We start from the raw sequence: 17612 nt of genomic DNA, 5'->3' as shown, positions 1-17612 counted from the left end.
AATCATTTAAAAGATTGGCTGCTTTGATTCCCGGCCTATACCTCGTTCCAGAAGCGTTTGACGTTCTGCAGGCCGATTTTTGTCCCCTGAAAGCTGTCTTCCATTCCTTCAAACTCGATCGAGAAATACCCGTCAAATCCGGATTCCTTGATGATCCGAATCGATTCGCGCAGGTTGATGTCTCCGTGCCCCGCAATGGCGCCTCTCAGGAAATTTCCGCTGGCCGTGCGGAACCATCCGTCACCCGGATTAAGGGCGGCTGGCCGCAAATAAAAGTCCTTGATGTGCACCATGGAAGCATAAGGAATGTTGTTCTTGACGGCGGCCACCGGATCTTCGTCCGCGCACATAAAATTGCCAACGTCCAGCGTCGTCCGGAAGTTCGGCCGGTCCACGGCTTGAACCAGCGTCTGTACCCGGTCGCTTGCCTGGATATAATAGCCGTGGTTTTCCACGCTTGTCGTAATGCCATACTGCGCCGCATAATCGGCGATTTCGCGGCATGCCTCCGCCAGACGTCCAACCTCCTGGTTGAACTGTTTGATGGACGTGTCTTGGCGGCTGGCTACGTCATGACGCATCAGCTTCACGCCAAGGCGTGCGGCGATGTCCACTTCTCCTTTGACGCGCTCGATTTCCTTACGGTAAGCCTCCTCGGTGTCCACAGCGAAGTTAGCGCCGATCGCATAGTTGGATACGTCAATCCCGACTTCCTTCGCCTTGGCCACGATCTGATCCACGAGCTCCGGATTCCCGGTCAAGGTGTATCCAATCGGAACGATTTCCACGTGTTCTCCGCCCATCTCGGCGATTTTCTCAATCGCGCCCAGAACCGTGATTTCACCCGATTGAATCGGACGGTACAGGCTGTATGTGCTTACTCCGATTTTCATAGCTGAATTTCGACTCCTTTCTCAGAGGATTCGTAAATGCCGTTCAGAATCTTCATCATTTCCACGCCGTCGTCGACCGTGGCGATCGGCTCCGTGCCGTTTTTAATATTTTCGATAAAATGATTGATTTCGTTCTGGAACGCGGCAGCAAAGTTAAAGCCTTTATGGTCCACCTGCGGCTCGATGTTCAGGATCGTATCGTTTTTCTCTGTGACGATGACCAGAGCCGGATCAATTTCGAAGCCGCCGTTCGTACCAAATAGCTTGATCGCCGCTTCATCCTGCTTCGCATGCAGGGAAAAGCTTACGTCCACGAGCAGCGACGCTCCGTTCTCAAAACGGATCAAGGCGTTCGCCATATCTTCTACGGTGTTTTTGCTGGCGTCATAGTCGGCCGCTTTGTAAAAAGAATAGTTCTTCACATGACTGCGGTTGCCCAGCTTATGGTATACGTTGCCGGACACCGATTTCACTTTCGGCTTGCCCATCATATACCAGCACAGGTCAATTGCGTGCACGCCGATGTCGATCAGCGGTCCGCCGCCGGAGCGCTCCTTGTCGGCGAACCAGCCGCCCGGATTGCCTACACGGCGCAGGAGCGAGGCTTTGGCGTAGTACAGCTCACCGATTTCGCCGCTCTCCATAAAGCTCTGCAGCACTGCGACGTTCGGGTCAAAGCGGCGCACATAGCCTACTTGGAACACCTTTCCGCCAGCATGCGCGGCTTCCTGGATCTGAAGCGCTTCCTCAACCGTTCTGCACAGCGGCTTTTCCACCAGGACATGCTTGCCCGCTTTGGCGGCCGCAATGCTGATTTCGGCATGCTGGTTGTTCCACGTACAGATGCTCACGGCATCGATGTCCGGGTCAGCCAGCAGTTCATGATAGTCGGTATATGTTTTCTGAGCTCCGTATTTCTGGGCAGCGGCCTTGGCTCTTTCCCCGTTCAAATCGCAGATCGCCACGATCTCCGCCTCCGGGTTGTTTTGATACGAGTTCAAATGGGACTCCGAAATGGACCCTGCTCCGATTACAGCTACTCTTACTTTATCCATGCGTTTTCAACTCTCCTTTTGGTTCTCGCATTTGGCTTCCAAATGTAGATTGAACCCGTGCAGCCCTTCCTGCGCGTGAATGTCACCCATAAAAAGGCAAGCACGATCAGGCCATTAAGGTGTAAAAAAATTAGTTCAACCTATATATATTGAATTATAATAAGAACAGGCGGAACTGCCATGAAGAGCTATGCTAATAATTTATCTTATTGTGCGATTTTGAGGTGACTTGGATGGATAGACCCCTTGCTCTGCTGGAGCCGATGGATATGCCCGACCGTTTTTTTCCGATGAAGATCCATTATTGTACCGCCAAGGAATACGGGAAAACGCTGTTTACCCACCATTGGCACAATCATATGGAGTTTCTGTATTTTACCAAAGGCTCCGCGCTCATCGAGCTGAACTCGGTTCCTTATGAAGTTCAAGCGGGTGAGATGGTGGTCGTGAACAGCAACGACCTGCATTACGGGGTATGCCTGTCCGATGATTTGGTCTATTATGCGATGATCGTCGATATCAAGCTGCTGCAGAGCCAGACACCGGACGCTGTCGAAACGAAGTTTATTACGCCGATAACGCAGAACCAGATCATGTTCGCAAGCAAAATTTCCGGCGATCCGGAAATTACCGAGTGCGCCACGTCCCTGATCCGGGAAATGGACGAACGGGAACTCGGGTATGAGCTCTCGATCAAATCCTATCTGTACCGTCTGCTCGCCATACTGCTGCGCCGCTACGGCAAAGATACGCTTTCTCCGGAAGAGAGCCTGTACAGGCTGAAAAATTTGGAGCGGTTTACCCCTATTTTTCAATATATTGAGGAGCATTACCAAGAAGAACTGTCCGTCGATCTGCTGGCCGGGCTGGCCGGCCTCAGCCGTTTTCATTTCAGCCGCCTGTTCAAGGAGCTTACGGCGCGGACGGTAACCGAATACGTCAACTCGCTTAGGATCAACAAATCCGAATACCTGCTGCGCAACTCCAGAATGAACATTTCGGAGATTGCCCTGTCTTCCGGCTTCAAGGACATCTATTATTTCAGCCGGGCCTTCAAAAAATACAAGCATGTATCCCCCTCGGAACTCCGAAAGAGCTTCAGCGTATAGGAAGCACTGGCTTCATGAATGGTTCCTGTGTTCGGATAAAACAGGTAAACGTGCGTCAAATCTGGGAATTTCGTCCGAAAAAATATCGACAAATAGGTCCGGCTAAGTGATAATAGACATGTTAAGCAGAATATATAAACATAAAGCGTTCTGCCAAATGCAGGAGGAGGAAATCACAGTTGGATCCACATTCACCAGACCCGTATCAACATTTTCAGCCGCAGCCGCCAATGACGCCGCCCAAGACGAATGGCAAAGCCATTGCCTCAATGGTGCTCGGCATCCTAAGCGTAATGATTTTGTACATAGGATTTATCCTGGGGATTCTGGCGATCATCTTTGCCGCCCTTTCTTTTAAGGAACTCAAACGGGGGTATGAACAAGGAAAAGGCATGGCGATTGCCGGGCTCGTGTGCGGAATTATCGGCGTGCTCCTATGGGGCCTGATTCTGCTCTTCGTCGTGCTCGCGGTCGCGTTCTTCGGATCGGATATCGACTCGTCCACTTTATATGACGTTATGTCTACCGTACCAAGAGTGAAAACGGCATAACTCCCGTCCAAACGGGTACACAAAAAGGAATGAGGCATCCCGTAGCCCATTCCTTTTTCTGTTTTAAAAATTTTATGCGTTTTTCTGCGCTGTTTGGCGTTCCATGTCAGAGCGCAGCGTTGCTCGGCCGCCTGATTTATGTCAATCCCTTCGTCTCCGCGACCGCATTGGCGGACATGATTTTTAATTTGCGGATCATGTCATCGGTCTCCTCGGAGCTCAGGCCGCTCGAAATGATCTCCGTCCACGCCTTCAGCTTCGACCTGATAAACTTCCGCTTCTCCAGCCCTTTCTCGGTCAGGGTCACCAAATATGCCCGGCTGTCCTGAGGATCCCGGATCCGCTTGACATAACCGAGCGCCTCCAGCCTGCTGATGGCCCGTGCTGTCGCCGCTTTGTTGATAAACAGGTTGGCCGACAGCTTCTCCTGCGATACCCCGTCCTCGATATACAAGTTGACCAGGAAAATGTACTCCGACGAATTAATGTCATGCTCCTTCAATTCCCGGTTCAAATAGATTTGAAACTGGCGGTGCAGCACCGATATCCACCTGGAAACACTGCCTGTCTCCTCCATTACTCTTCACCTCGAAATAATTGTTTACTAATCAACTACATATGCTGAAGTATACCTGGATTTATCGGCTTGGTCAATGAAACCAAGGAGCCATATAAAAAGCCTGGAACTTCAGCAAGTTCCAGGCTCCAGCCTGTAGGGCCTATTCTGTGATGATGCCGTATACCAAGGTTGGCGCTTCGGCATGATCGGAGATTCGGATATTTTCGTAAATTTTGCCGATGACGTCGTCCACGTTTTCGCGGTTCGCATGGATCGTGACGAGCGACTCACCCTTCTTCACGGAATCTCCGATCTTTTTGTTCAGCATCAGGCCGACGGCCAGATCGATCTCGGATTCCTTGGTCGCGCGGCCGGCACCCAGCCACATGGCCGCCGTACCGATCTCGTCGGCGACGATTTCGGCGACTACGCCGTCTTCCTTCGCCGGTACTTCGATCTGGTATTTGGCCTGCGGGAGATTCTCCGGATGGTCGACGACATCCGGGTTGCCGCCCTGGTTCTTGATGAACTCTTTGAATTTCTCCAGCGCTTTGCCGTTCTTGATGACTTCTTTCAGCTTCTCTTCGGCTTCTTCCAGGGAGCTGGCTTTGTTCGCCAGGAACACCATTTGGCGGCCCAGGGCGAGGCAGAGCTCTTCGAGATCCTTCGGTCCTTTGCCTTGCAGCGTATCAATGGCTTCCTTTACTTCCAGCGCATTGCCGATCGCGAGGCCGAGCGGCTGGCTCATGTCGGAGATGACGGCCATCGTTTTGCGGCCGACGTTGTTGCCGATGCTGACCATGGCGTGAGCCAGTTCCTTGGCATCGTCCACCGTTTTCATGAAAGCGCCGGCGCCCGTCTTAACGTCGAGCACGATGGCGTCTGAGCCTGCGGCTATTTTTTTGCTCATGATCGAAGAAGCGATCAGCGGGATCGAGTTGACTGTGCCGGTCACGTCGCGCAGTGCATACAGCTTCTTGTCGGCCGGCGTCAGGTTGCCGGTCTGCCCGATGACGGCGATTTTGTCCTGATTCACCAGGCGAACAAATTCTTCGCGGTCGATCTCCACGTGGAAGCCTTCAATTGCCTCCAGCTTGTCGATCGTACCGCCGGTATGGCCCAGACCGCGGCCCGACATTTTGGCCACCGGAATGTCCAGCGCTGCTACGAGCGGTGCCAGCACCAGCGTCGTCGTATCGCCCACACCGCCGGTGGAGTGCTTGTCGACCTTGACGCCTTCGATGGCGGACAGGTCAATCGTGTCGCCGGAATTCACCATAGCCATGGTGAGATCGGCGCGCTCGCGCTGCGTCATGTTCTGAAAAAATACAGCCATGGCCCACGCGCTCATTTGGTAATCGGGGATATCCCCTTTGGTATATCCATCAATAATGAAATTAATTTCTTCCGTGGACAGCTCGCCGCCGTCCCGTTTTTTCTCAATCAAGTCAACCATTCTCATCGGATGTCTGCCTCGCTTTCCATGGGATTGTTAGTCTGTGAATGGGATGAAAGAATGCTGCCTTTACAGTCCGATCGCCGTTTCCAAAGCCACTTCCATCATGTCGTTAAACGTAGTTTGGCGCTCCTCGGCACTCGTTTCTTCACCGGTCAGAAGGTGGTCGCTAACGGTCAGCAGGGTCAATGCATTGACGCCAAACTTGGCTGCCAGCGTGTACAGGGCTGTCGTTTCCATTTCAACGGCCAGAACGCCGTGCTCCATCAGCTTCTCAACGATGGATTTATCGTCACGGTAGAAGATATCGGAGCTGAATACGTTGCCCACATGCAGCTTCAGACCTTTTTCAATCCCTTTATCGTACGCGGATTTCAGCAGGTTAAAGCTTGCGATCGGCGAAAAATCGTATCCACCGAATTGGTGGCGGTTGGCGCCTGAATCGGTGCAGGAAGCCTGCGCAAGGATGACGTCACGCACATGAACATGCTCCTGCATGCTGCCGCATGTGCCGACGCGCATCAAATTTTTAACACCGTACTCGCGGATCAGTTCATTGACGTATATGCTGATCGACGGAATCCCCATCCCGGTTCCCTGCACGGAAATACGCTGCCCCTTGTACGTGCCTGTAAAACCGAGCATGCCTCTCACTTCGTTGTAGCATTGCACATCCTGCAAATACGTTTCCGCGATGAATTTGGCCCGCAGCGGATCCCCCGGTAAAAGGATCGTTTCTGCGATTTCTCCTGCCTTGGCTCCAATATGAGTGCTCATTTCTTTTCCTCCCCATAGGTCATGGATTCATGTATATTGTAAAATCGTGCTACTTCAGGTCTCCCAGGAAGCTGGTGCCGTATTTCGGCATCGCGACGCCAAAGTTCTCGGCCACGGTCGCACCGATATCAGCAAACGTCTTCCGCAGCGCAAGCTCACTGCCTCCATTTGCGAAGCGTGGTGAATATACCAGCAGCGGTACGTATTCACGCGTATGATCGGTGCCGCGGTATGTCGGATCGTTGCCGTGGTCTGCTGTGATGATCAGAAGGTCGTCATCCGACATCTTGGCAAACATTTCCGGCAGACGCGCATCGTACTCTTCCAAGGCTTGCCCGTATCCTTGCGGATCGCGGCGGTGGCCGTACAGCGCATCAAAGTCCACCAGGTTCAGGAAGCTGAGTCCTGTAAAGTCATCATCCATAACACCGATGATCTTGTCCATGCCGTCCATGTTAGATGTGGTGCGGATCGCCTTGGTCACGCCTTCCCCGTCATAAATGTCGGATATTTTGCCGATCGCGATCACGTCGAAATTCGCATCCTTCAGCTCGTTCATCACGGTGCGATCAAACGGCTTCAACGCATAGTCATGACGGTTCGCGGTACGCTTGAAGGATCCAGGCTGGCCCACGAACGGACGGGCAATAATCCGGCCCAGCATGTACGGATCGTCCAGCGTAATTTCCCGGCAGAATTCGCAAATTTCATAGAGTTCTTTCAACGGCACGATCTCTTCGTGAGCCGCGATTTGAAGCACGGAATCCGCCGAGGTGTAGATGATGAGCGCTCCCGTCTTCATATGTTCTTCCCCGAGCTCGTCGATAATTTCAGTACCGCTCGCCGGCTTGTTGCCGATGACTTTGCGGCCTGTCTTCTCTTCGATACGCTGAATCAACTCGTCCGGAAAGCCATCGGGGAACACCCGGAACGGCGTATCGATGTACAGCCCCATGATCTCCCAGTGGCCGGTCATCGTGTCTTTCCCTGCGGATTTTTCCTGCATTTTTGTATAATACGCCAGCGGCTTGTCCGCTTTGGCAATCCCTTCGATTTCGCGGATATTGGACAGGCCGAGCTTGCCCATATTCGGCATGTTCAAGCCGCCGCGCTCACGGGCGATATGCCCGAAGGTATCGACGTCAAAATCGTCGAACTGGGCAGCATCCGGCGCTTCGCCGATCCCCACGGAGTCCATAACAATCAGGTGGATACGTTTAAAGTTTGGCATAAGTTTCTATCACTCCTTCATCCTTGAGTATACATGACGCAAGTCTTTTATAGAAACAGTCCGGCGATGATCGCGGACAAGACGCTGACCAGCGTCGCCCCGTACAGCAGCTTCAAGCCGAAACGCGCGACGACGTTACCCTGCTTCTCATGCAGGCCTTTGACCGCACCAGCGATAATGCCGATGGATGAGAAGTTCGCAAAGGAAACGAGGAACACGGATACGATGCCTGTCGTGCGTGCGGACAATGCGGTATGCTTGCCGAGTTCCAGCATGGCAACAAACTCGTTGGACACCATTTTGGTGGCCATAATGCTTCCCGCTTCCACCGCTTCCTTCCATGGAACGCCCATAACAAAGGCAAATGGTGCAAAGATGTAGCCCAGCAGTTCCTGGAACGAAATGCCGAAGATGCCGTCAAATATGCCATTGATCAGGGCGATCAAGGCGACGAAGCCGATCAGCATCGCAGCAACCGTAATGGCGACTTTGAAGCCGTCCATAATGTATTCGCCCAGCATCTCGAAGAAGGACTGCTTCTCTTCATCCTGAACGACAAGTTCATCTTCTTCCTTGGTCACCTTATATGGGTTCAAAATCGAAGCGATAATAAACCCGCCGAACAGGTTCAGCACCAGCGCGGTGACCACGTATTTCGGATCGATCATCGTCATATAGGCGCCTACGATCGACATCGAAACGGTGGACATGGCCGAGGCGCAGAGCGTGTACAGCCGGTGCTTCGGCAGCAGGCCGATCTGCTTTTTCACGGAAATGAACACTTCGGATTGGCCCAGGATCGCGGAAGCGACCGCGTTATACGATTCCAGCTTGCCCATCCCGTTCACTTTGCTCAGCACGAGGCCGATGTACCGGATAATAAACGGCAGGATGCGAAAATACTGCAGGATGCCGATCAGTGCCGATATGAAAATGATCGGCAGCAGCACGCCGAGGAAGAATGGCGCCTGTCCTTCGTTGGCGATACCGCCGAACACGAAGTTGACCCCTTCTCCGGCATAGACCAGCAGCTTTTCAAAAATACCGGAAAAGCCTTTGATCAGCACGGTGCCGAGGACGGTGTTGAGCAGAACGTACCCCAGAATAATCTGGAGAATGATCATGATCACCAGCGGGCGGTAGCGGATCTTCCGCTTGTCGTTGCTGGCCACGAAAGACAGGGCGAAAACAACAAGTAACCCTAGTACCGCAATCAAATATTTCATAGCTGTCTCCCCAGTTGAAATTTTTTATGAAACCAAATCTATTAAGCGCTTACAGGCTTGGTATTAATAGAAACGGAAGCTTCCCGCCCGGTTTGCCATATTCCGATGTGAACCGCTTCCGTTCATTTCATGCACACTTTACTTCAGCGCGAGATTCTTCTCTTCCTTATTAATAGGAAGCCGAGGATTGGCCGCCCTCCATAATCTTGACGCCGGAGCTGGCACCGATACGGCTTGCGCCCGCTTCGATCATTTTGTTCATGTCCTCGAGGCTGCGTACGCCGCCGGATGCTTTGACACCGATGTTCGGGCCTACCGTTTGGCGCATCAAGCGAACGTCTTCCGGCGTAGCACCGCCCGTGGAGAAGCCCGTCGAAGTTTTTACGAAATCGGCTCCCGCCTTAACCGCCAAGCGGCTTGCGCGTTCCTTCTCTTCGTCCGTCAGCAGGCAGGTTTCAATAATGACTTTGACCAGAGCCTTGCCGGCAGCCGCATCTACCACCGCTTTGATGTCGGCTTCCACGAGATCGTCCTCGCCGTCCTTCAGCGCGCCGATATTGATAACCATGTCGACTTCCGTGGCGCCGCCAGCGATCGCGTCCTTCGCTTCAAATGCTTTGACGGCCGAAGTCGTGGCTCCCAGAGGAAAACCGATGACCGTACAAACCTTCACTTTGGAATCCTTCAGCTGTTCTGCAGCGAATTTGACCCAGGTCGGATTTACGCACACCGATGCGAATTCATACTTCTTCGCCTCGTCAATCAGCTTACTGATCTCGGCCCGGGTGGCATCTGCCTTAAGCAGGGTATGATCGATCATTCCCGCCAAATTTGTCATTCTGATCCACTCCTTGTTTCATGATGAGTTATTCTTTTATTTATCCAATTCCCTGGAATTGAAAAGCTTTTCTTTCAAGCTGCACGACTATCATAACACCGGCCTGAACATATGTAAATAGATCGTGAAATTATGTTCACAAATCGTTCTGCCCACTCCCGTAATGTGCGCAAAAAAAATCCGCCCTATGTAATCCGGACGGAAATCAAAAAAAGCAATCGATATGAAATGAATGATTTTCTAAGAGATCAGAGCCTGCGCTGTAAACTGATCCGTGATCAAAATGTTCGCGTAATTGCCCGCGAGGGCCGCTTGAATGGCCTCCACCTTGCGTTCTCCACCGGCTACCAGAATGGACTTTTCCTTCTTTTGAAGCTCGTGAAGGTCGATTCCGACTGTACGGTTATTGATTTCTTCGCTGCAGATCTGGCCCGTCTCATCAAAAAAACGTGAACAGATGTCTCCGGCGCCGGACTTCTTCAGCAGCTCCTGCTCCTGCTCGTTAAAATACCCCAGCCGGAAAAGCAGCGCGTCTTCCTTCACCGTACCGACCGTGAACACGGCAATGTTCGCCTGTTTGCCAAGCTCGATGATCCGGCTGATATGCCGGTCTTCCTCCACGATCTGCTTCAGCTCGATGTTGTCGAAGATGACCGGCAGCGGCAAGTATCTCGCTACCGTCTGGAACGCCTCCGCAAACAGATTCACCGTCTCCGCCGCATAGGTGTTGACGTGGGAATGGCTGACACCGCCCTTCAGCTGCACGACTTCGACGCCTTTTACCTGCTTGGGCGCAAGCTGAAGCGCGACAGCATGCATGGTGGTCCCCCAAGTGACCCCGATAATATCCTTGTCCTGGACGATCTCGTGGAGGAATTCGGCTGCCTTTTTACTGATATGCTTCTTGATTTCCTCGTATTGATTTAACGGGGAATAACAGACCTGTACCGTATCCAAGCCGTATTTGCGCTTCAGCTTCCGGCCCAGTACGTTTAAATCTTCGCCAGGGTCGACAATTTCGATCCGCACGTATCCTTGTTCCTTGGCATGCTGAAGCAATCTCGATACCGTCGGCCTGGAAACGCCAAGCCGCTCGGCGATATCCTGCTGGCTGTAATCGGACTGGTAATACAGTCTGGCTGCCTCAATTGCTAATCTTTGTCTTTCAATGTCCATCGTCTTCAGCTCACTTGTCCCGCTCTCGCATGATTTGGCTTGCACTGATCCTATTATACCTCTTGTTCCCGAAAGCCCAAACCCTTTTGTCGATTGAACGGTTTTTCTGGTATCCATTTTTAACCCTAAGGTTTATTTAAGCCGCTTAACATGCTATAATTCAGTTCGCATTAGTAACGCGCAATGTCACAGTTTATTTTGGGATTCACTTCCCGTTTACATACTCTTGAAACGACAGGAGCTGGTTTGGCATGGCCCTACTTTGTTTAGAAAGCGAGTGTACCATGAACACATACTCCCCTTATTATACATTTGACCGGAAGGACTGGAAGGCGGCACAAGAGGACTCGAAGCTTCCGCTGACGGAAGAGGAATTTGAACGCCTCAAAGGCTTGAACGAGAAAATTTCGCTGCGGGAAGTGCGCGACATTTATCTTCCGCTGACCCGCCTCATCCATTTGTATGTAAGTGCTTTCCAGCAGCTTCAAGAAAAGATGAACACATTCACCGGCATCCGAGCGCCCAAATCGCCTTATATCATCGGAATCGCCGGCAGCGTAGCCGTAGGCAAAAGCACGACCGCACGCCTGCTGCAAACGCTGCTGTCCAGATGGCAGGAGCATCCGCGCGTGGATCTGGTCACGACGGACGGCTTTCTGTACCCGAACCGCGTTCTTGAGGAAAAAGGGATCATGAACAAAAAGGGATTTCCGGAGAGCTACGACATCAAAAAACTGATGCAGTTTATCAGCAGCGTCAAATCCGGACAGCCTGCGCTGAAGGCCCCGGTCTATTCGCACCTGGCCTATGATATTCTGGCGGACGAGGAGCAGCTGATCGACCAGCCGGATATCCTCATACTGGAAGGGATTAACGTCCTTCAGGTCAATACGGAGGCGCCGGTCTTTATCAGCGACTTCTTTGATTTCTCGATCTACATCGACGCCGAGGAGCAGGATATCCGCAGCTGGTATATCGAGCGTTACCAACTGCTGCGCGATACCGCCTTCCAAGATCCAAGGTCCTACTTTCACAAATTTGCCAGTCTCTCCGAAGAGGAAGCCGTGCAGAACGCGTCGGAAATCTGGAGAACGATCAATCTGAAAAATTTAATGGAGAACATTCTGCCTACGAAGGCTCGTGCCAAGCTGATCTTAAAAAAAGGGCCGGATCATCAGATCCAGCAGGTGTTACTCCGTAAATAACCAGCGGCGAAGCTGATGCGGCAGCCACCAATTGACATGCCCCATCAGCTTCATTAACGCTGGAACGAGCATAAAGCGGATCAGGGTCGCATCGATCAGGATCGCCGCAGCGATACCGAACCCAAGCTGCCTGACTCCCTCCACGTCCCCTGCGGTAAACGGCAAAGTGACGGCGATCATGATGGCTGCCGCTGAGGTGATCACTTTTCCCGTGGAAGAGAGTCCCGCAGCTATCGCTTTTTCCGCATTTCCTGTGCGATGATACACCTCGGTCATTCGGGACAGCAGGAAAACGCCGTAATCCATACTAACCCCGAACACCAATCCGAAGATAAATACCGGGATCATGACAGCTATGCTGCCTGATCCGCCCCCCAGCATTCCATCTTGAAAAAAGTACACCAACACCCCGAACGACGCTGTAAGGCTGAGCAGGTTCATCAGCAGTGCTTTGACCGGTATGATGATCGAACGAAAACCTGCGAACAGCACCACAAAATTGGTTATAGCCATCCAAAAAAGCACCGAAGGAAGCCTGGCTTTGATCTCTTCGCTTACTTCCAGCCGGTACTTGGCTTCTCCCCCAATCAGTATCCGAATACCCCTCTCATTCTGTCCCTGAATTTCCCACTTCTGCAGCCATGCCTCGGTTTGCTTATCATCCATGCCTGGCCGAAGCGTTACTGACATCAACAGGCTGCCCTCACGAACGAACGGTTGACTCGTATTCTGTGGGAGCTGCTGCAGCATTCTGGGGCTTAACAAGCCCCCCGGCTGATCATTGAACTTGGGGATATCGGAAAAGATGGAGTCAACCCGGAGCACATCCCGGTCCGTCTTCAACCTTTGCCACAGCTCGTAAGCTCCGCTCCATTCCGCTGCCGACAAGACATCTCCGCGTCCCAGCACTACCATCGGGATCTCCGAGGTAAAGGGGGCGTTGAAACGGAAATCCACCAGTTCGGCACCAAGCCGTGAAGCATAGCTTGACGGCAGAGAGGCGGCATCAGGAACGGAGGTCTGCAAGTAGCGTATCGGCAGGATGCTTGTCAGCAGAAGCGCTGCGGACACCAGCGTCATCCGGACAGGCCTCTGCATGACGTAGCCGGTCCATCGCCGCATCAGTCCGGGCTTGAAGGTGGCTGCTGCCGCTGCGGAACCCCGCCGAATCGGGATTACCGGTGACCATAAGGTCAAAAAGGCCGGGACAAGCGTTAAGTTCACCAAGGCCGATACAAAAACGACGACCATCGCCCCGATGGCGACCGATCGGAACATCGGCATCCGGATGAATGTTATGGCGATGAGCCCCAGGATCACGCAGGCGGCCGAATAGAGCACAGCCCTGCCAGCCTGCCTAATGGTGACCGACAGCGCCTGCTCCACGCGGCCGCTAGATGCCCTCCATTCCTCACGGAAGCGGCTGACAAGAATCAGTCCAAAATCAATGCCGAGCGCCAGGCCGACCATGGGTATGACGTTCAGCACGAAGTTGGACAGCTCCAGCTGCAGGCCGCTCCCAAGCCAATAAAGAATCCCCATCGACACGCCCACGGCCGTGCACCCTGCTGCGATCGGGATGAGGGCATAGATCCAGCCGCCGAACGCGTAGAACAAGATCAGAAAGGCCAGCGGCAGACCGATCAGCTCTGCCCTCTTCAAGTCATGCATACTCGCCCGGTTGACATCGTCCTGCACGACAGGCTTGCCGGTCAGCGTGATCTTCACACCAGGCGGCTCGGGCAATGCTGAGCGAATGGCGTCAAGCCCCTTTCCGGCGGTCTGATGCTGGGTGTTCAACCCCAACAGCGCATAGGCGGCCTGGTTGTCCATCATCCCCTCATGCTCTAGCGGTGAAATGACGGTCAGGCTGCCGTCCACCCGACGGAGATGTTCCAATACCGCCTGGATTCCCGATTCAAACGAAGCGCGGGAGGCTCCGGGCTCCCGTTCGAAGACGACAACGGCCGGTTCACTGGGGAGTTGGTAATCTTCCGACAGGATGCGCTCGACCTGTGCGGAAGTTCCCTCCGTACGCAGCCCGTGATCCTTCAGGATGGAAGGCAGTGATATCGCTGCCGAACCGCACAGGACGAGCAGCGCAGTCCAGCACGCCAGCACCCACGCAGGATAGCGGAGAGCAAGTCCGGTTATGAAACGGTAAATCACCCGATTCCCTCCTCCTGTCGGCATGCGGTCTGCAGTCTAACTAAGACATCGTGTTCTTCAGCCGCGTCGCTTTGACCAATGAATCGGCGACAGGCGGGAACAGCCGGGCAAAGCCTGACAGAATCCTTCCGGCAGAGGGCCGGCCGCTGATCGCCTGCAAGTAGCGCCCTTTTCGCAAAATACCGCTGAATTCACGGTGCACTGCTTCGGTATACAGCCGCTCCCAGTCTTGCATGCTCAGCTCGCCCCGCAAATAGCGGTCGGCAAACGAGGCGCACAGAATGCCGGAGCGCAGGGCGGCGCTCATCCCGTCTCCGAAGAGCGGCGGAATCATGGCGCAGGCATCTCCGGCATGCGGAATCATCCGCCAGGGCTGGGGCCGGCGGGACAAATATACCGGCGCGGTCGAGATCATCGTCCCGTCCGTCGGCGTTCCTTCCGACAATCGGCGGGCAAGCAGGGGATTGCCGCTTGCTGCAAATTCCAGCAGCTCCTTCATCTTCACTCCCGCGCCTTTCAACCGGTCCCGCCGCAGAAGCGCGGCTACATTATATGTGCCCGCTTCCACAGGGGCGATCCCGATGTAGCCTCCAGGAACCAGATAAAGTTCCACGGCTTCCGTCCCTGCGAGCCCGGTCATATGCGTTTTAATTCCGATGTAGGCATGTCCGTCCTGCCCCACTTCTTCATAATCGATCAAATCCGGCCGGCGGTGACAGCCCCAGGCGGCAATCACCGTCCTCGCCTCCAGCGTATCGCTGAGTCCACCGGTCCGGGTCCCGACGATATATCCGCCTCCATCCTCACGGGCATGAATGCTTGTGACCGTCGTCGCGTCCCGTATTTCCACGCCCGCCTCCCGTGCAGCCCGGTGCAGGCCGGCATCCAGCGTATACCGGCTGATGCCCCAGCCTGTACCGGGGAGCGCTGCTTCCAGCACCTGTCCATGCCTCAGCACCAGGCGGGCCCGGTGAATCGGATTCGGCTCCATTCGCTCGACAGCCTCCGCTACACCAAGGCTGGCCAGCGTCTCCCTCGCCTCCGGAGACAGAAATTCCCCGCATGGCTTATGACGGGGAAAATACTGACGGTCTATGAGCACGGTCTTCCACCCTTGAGCGGACAGCCGGATAGCTAAACTGCAGCCGGCTAGGCCAGCTCCGATTATGACCGCATCCTGCATGGGAATCATCTCCTTTCGCTGTTTTATACTTTTCCCGTTTTATGAACAACGGCCACATAACGGAATAACGGCTTCCAGCTGTACAGCAAGTCGGCTTGCCCATCCCGCTCCTGCAGCCGCTGTCTCAGCCTGATCCAATCGGAGGACTTGAAACCCTTCGCTACCGACAGGGGCCCGTCATGCCGTATATAGCGGTTGCCTGAAACCAGGTGCGCCACGATCCAAACGGCGGACCACGAAATCCAGTGCCGGTGAATATCGCTGATCACCACGCCCAGACGGGATGCCTTCAGCATCTGCCCGACCACTTCGGGAAGCCGGACGTCGTCAAAGTGGTGAAGGAACTGCGATGACATGACGATATCGGCGCTGCCTTCCGGAAGGTCAAATAAATCGCAGCGTCTGACCGTAATATTCGGTACCCCTTGGTACAGGTTTCTGGCCTCCTCGCAGGCTTCTTCCGTAATGTCCACTAATGTAATCCGGACATCGACCCCGTTTCGGGCAGCCCAGCGCAGAATGCGGCGGTTCACATCTCCCGAGCCGGCGCCAATATCCAGCACCGATACCCTGTCCGGTCGGCCGAATTGACGCCATAACCGCTTGAACCCGTATAAGGATGGAGACGAAGCACCAAAGATCCGGTTCAGTCGTCGCAAATGGCGCAGCGCTTCCAGCAGCTCGTCGCCGCCCGTGCTGAAGTCATCCATGTATTCCTCTTCCACGGCCCGCCGGTTTAACCGCTTAAAGGCCGGCATACTCATAGCTTGACTCCCGTTTCGTAACGAATGAAGGAACATACGTAAATCGAAGGAGTTCTGCAGTCAGGCCCGGGCCAAACGCCAGTGCCACTCCGGACCGTTCACCCTCGCCTTGTTCCCTCAAACGCTCTCTCATCCCTTTTAGAACGAACAGCAGCGTCGCCGAAGATAAATTCCCGAAGTCCCGCAGCACGTTCCGGCTGAATTCGGTCTGGCTGTCCTCCAGCCCGAATAAATCCTGGACGGCATCTACGATGCCCCGTCCTCCCGGATGAATCGCCCATAACGGCGGAAGTGCTCCTCCGTCCATCAGCCGGTCCACTTCATCCCGCAGGAACGTTCTGAGCAGCTTGGGGATATTGGGTGAGAGGTATAAATCAAAACCGGTGTCCCCGACCTCCCAAATCATTTCGTCTGCAGAATCCGGAAGGAGCACAGAGTGTCCTCCGTCTAGTTGGAACCCTCCCTGTTGGTCGGCTTCACCGGAGCTGACGATGCATGCCGAAGCCCCGTCCCCAAAAAACGAAGCACCGAACAAGGCTTCACGGGATCCCGAAGGCTGCAAATGAATGGTGCACAGTTCGACGCAAACGATGAGTACCACCGCTGCCGGGCTGGCAGACACGATTTGCTGTGCTAACTGAATCGCCCTCAAACCGGCGGCGCAACCTTGAAAGGTAAGCGGGATCCGCTGAATCCGCGCAGACAATCCAAGCCGGTGAATCAAGACGGTGTCTAATCCGGGAAGAAATTGACCGGTACAGCTTACCGTCAGAATGTGAGTGATTCCGGAAGCTTCAACACCCGCATCACGAATGGCTTCTTCCGCCGCCTTCTCGGCCAAAGGGACCGATTCTCTCCGGTACACCTCCATCCGCTTGGAGGTCGAAGGGGCAGCCTGCTGCTTGTCCGTGGACAGATACGTGCACTGATCGGCAGGTTTGAGGAAATCCTCCTCACAGGTGTACCTGACCTGGACTCCGCATTGCTTAAATATTCTTTTCGCCCACCTTAGCGCGTGGGGATCTTCCCTTAACGAAGCTTCGATTTTGGCAAATACGTCATCCTGGCAAAGGCGGTGAGGCGGAAGCGCCGTACCGATGCCCTGAATCAATGCCCTGCCTGCACCATGTTCACTGACCATCGTCAAAAGATCACCTCCATTCATTCATTTACGTCCCATTTACGCACATAAGCCTTAGAACAAGTATATTCACCGTAATAACGCATATGCTCCGTGAGGACAAATACCTGTTTGCCTGCTTTAGGTGGTATAAACCGGATGGATCACTTTGAACAGAAATCTCCGGCTTCAAAAGGAAAACCCCCCTCCTGCTACTGATGCTTACCCGATTCCGGACAGCGGAAAACGTGTGCACCAAAATTACGGCATACACAAAAAGCAGGCATAGGGCTAATCCCC

The 17612-nt window shown here is 53.8% G+C and carries 16 protein-coding genes; 3 read left to right on the top strand and 13 right to left on the bottom strand.

Annotation, left to right across the window (positions count from 1 at the left end; genetic code table 11):
- Window positions 1-35: 35 nt before the first annotated feature.
- Entirely contained in the window at window positions 36-893 is an 858-nt protein-coding gene (locus tag K2F33_RS20715; protein WP_263878426.1) for a sugar phosphate isomerase/epimerase family protein, read from the bottom strand.
- Window positions 890-1948 (bottom strand): Gfo/Idh/MocA family protein, encoded by a 1059-nt coding sequence (locus K2F33_RS20710; protein ID WP_116230020.1) that lies wholly within the window; start codon window positions 1946-1948, stop codon window positions 890-892. The genes K2F33_RS20715 and K2F33_RS20710 overlap by 4 nt, the downstream gene beginning before the upstream one ends.
- 233 nt (window positions 1949-2181) lie before the next feature.
- Here K2F33_RS20710 and K2F33_RS20705 point away from each other — a divergent pair, with 233 nt between their 5' ends.
- Both K2F33_RS20705 and K2F33_RS20700 read left to right on the top strand, forming a co-directional pair.
- Window positions 2182-3057 (top strand): AraC family transcriptional regulator, encoded by an 876-nt coding sequence (locus K2F33_RS20705; protein ID WP_263878425.1) that lies wholly within the window; start codon window positions 2182-2184, stop codon window positions 3055-3057.
- Window positions 3058-3287: 230 nt separating this feature from the next.
- Window positions 3288-3608 (top strand): DUF4190 domain-containing protein, encoded by a 321-nt coding sequence (locus K2F33_RS20700; RefSeq protein ID WP_076171824.1) that lies wholly within the window; start codon window positions 3288-3290, stop codon window positions 3606-3608.
- A 136-nt stretch (window positions 3609-3744) separates the two neighbouring features.
- Here the strand turns inward: K2F33_RS20700 and K2F33_RS20695 are convergent, their stop codons facing one another.
- The 7 genes from K2F33_RS20695 to K2F33_RS20665 form a co-directional block, all read right to left on the bottom strand.
- Window positions 3745-4185, bottom strand: coding sequence for a MarR family winged helix-turn-helix transcriptional regulator (locus K2F33_RS20695; protein WP_089547763.1), 441 nt, complete (start codon window positions 4183-4185; stop codon window positions 3745-3747).
- Window positions 4186-4327: 142 nt separating this feature from the next.
- Window positions 4328-5629 (bottom strand): pyrimidine-nucleoside phosphorylase, encoded by a 1302-nt coding sequence (locus tag K2F33_RS20690; RefSeq protein ID WP_089547764.1) that lies wholly within the window; start codon window positions 5627-5629, stop codon window positions 4328-4330.
- Between the two features lie 63 nt (window positions 5630-5692).
- On the bottom strand, window positions 5693-6400 hold the full coding sequence (gene deoD / locus K2F33_RS20685; protein WP_076171689.1) for a purine-nucleoside phosphorylase: 708 nt from the start codon (window positions 6398-6400) through the stop codon (window positions 5693-5695).
- 49 nt (window positions 6401-6449) lie between these two features.
- Window positions 6450-7631, bottom strand: a complete 1182-nt coding sequence (gene deoB / locus K2F33_RS20680) for a phosphopentomutase (RefSeq protein WP_263878424.1) — start codon at window positions 7629-7631, stop codon at window positions 6450-6452.
- Window positions 7632-7678: 47 nt separating this feature from the next.
- Window positions 7679-8857, bottom strand: coding sequence for a NupC/NupG family nucleoside CNT transporter (locus K2F33_RS20675; RefSeq protein WP_076171683.1), 1179 nt, complete (start codon window positions 8855-8857; stop codon window positions 7679-7681).
- Window positions 8858-9026: 169 nt separating this feature from the next.
- On the bottom strand, window positions 9027-9695 hold the full coding sequence (deoC, locus tag K2F33_RS20670) for a deoxyribose-phosphate aldolase (protein ID WP_145024503.1): 669 nt from the start codon (window positions 9693-9695) through the stop codon (window positions 9027-9029).
- A gap of 240 nt (window positions 9696-9935) precedes the next feature.
- Window positions 9936-10871: a DNA-binding transcriptional repressor DeoR gene (locus tag K2F33_RS20665; protein ID WP_263882407.1), complete on the bottom strand. Its 936-nt coding sequence runs from the start codon at window positions 10869-10871 to the stop codon at window positions 9936-9938.
- Window positions 10872-11155: 284 nt separating this feature from the next.
- Here K2F33_RS20665 and coaA point away from each other — a divergent pair, with 284 nt between their 5' ends.
- Window positions 11156-12076 (top strand): type I pantothenate kinase, encoded by a 921-nt coding sequence (coaA, locus tag K2F33_RS20660; protein WP_076171678.1) that lies wholly within the window; start codon window positions 11156-11158, stop codon window positions 12074-12076.
- Here coaA and K2F33_RS20655 read toward each other — a convergent pair.
- Genes K2F33_RS20655 through K2F33_RS20640 form a run of 4 tightly spaced genes read right to left on the bottom strand, consistent with a single transcriptional unit; the run spans window position 12062 to window position 17333 of the window.
- Entirely contained in the window at window positions 12062-14245 is a 2184-nt protein-coding gene (locus K2F33_RS20655; RefSeq protein WP_263878423.1) for an MMPL family transporter, read from the bottom strand. The genes coaA and K2F33_RS20655 overlap by 15 nt on opposite strands.
- A 40-nt stretch (window positions 14246-14285) precedes the next feature.
- Window positions 14286-15428, bottom strand: a complete 1143-nt coding sequence (locus tag K2F33_RS20650) for an NAD(P)/FAD-dependent oxidoreductase (RefSeq protein WP_263878422.1) — start codon at window positions 15426-15428, stop codon at window positions 14286-14288.
- Between the two features lie 23 nt (window positions 15429-15451).
- Complete coding sequence (locus tag K2F33_RS20645) at window positions 15452-16186, bottom strand: methyltransferase domain-containing protein (RefSeq protein ID WP_263882406.1); 735 nt, start codon at window positions 16184-16186, stop codon at window positions 15452-15454.
- Entirely contained in the window at window positions 16173-17333 is a 1161-nt protein-coding gene (locus tag K2F33_RS20640; protein ID WP_263882405.1) for a type III polyketide synthase, read from the bottom strand. The genes K2F33_RS20645 and K2F33_RS20640 overlap by 14 nt, the downstream gene beginning before the upstream one ends.
- Window positions 17334-17612 lie beyond the last annotated feature (279 nt).

The organism is Paenibacillus sp. PSB04 (genome assembly GCF_025809195.1).
Classification (GTDB): domain Bacteria; phylum Bacillota; class Bacilli; order Paenibacillales; family Paenibacillaceae; genus Paenibacillus_AQ; species Paenibacillus_AQ favisporus.
This window is presented reverse-complemented; position numbering and strand designations above follow the sequence as displayed.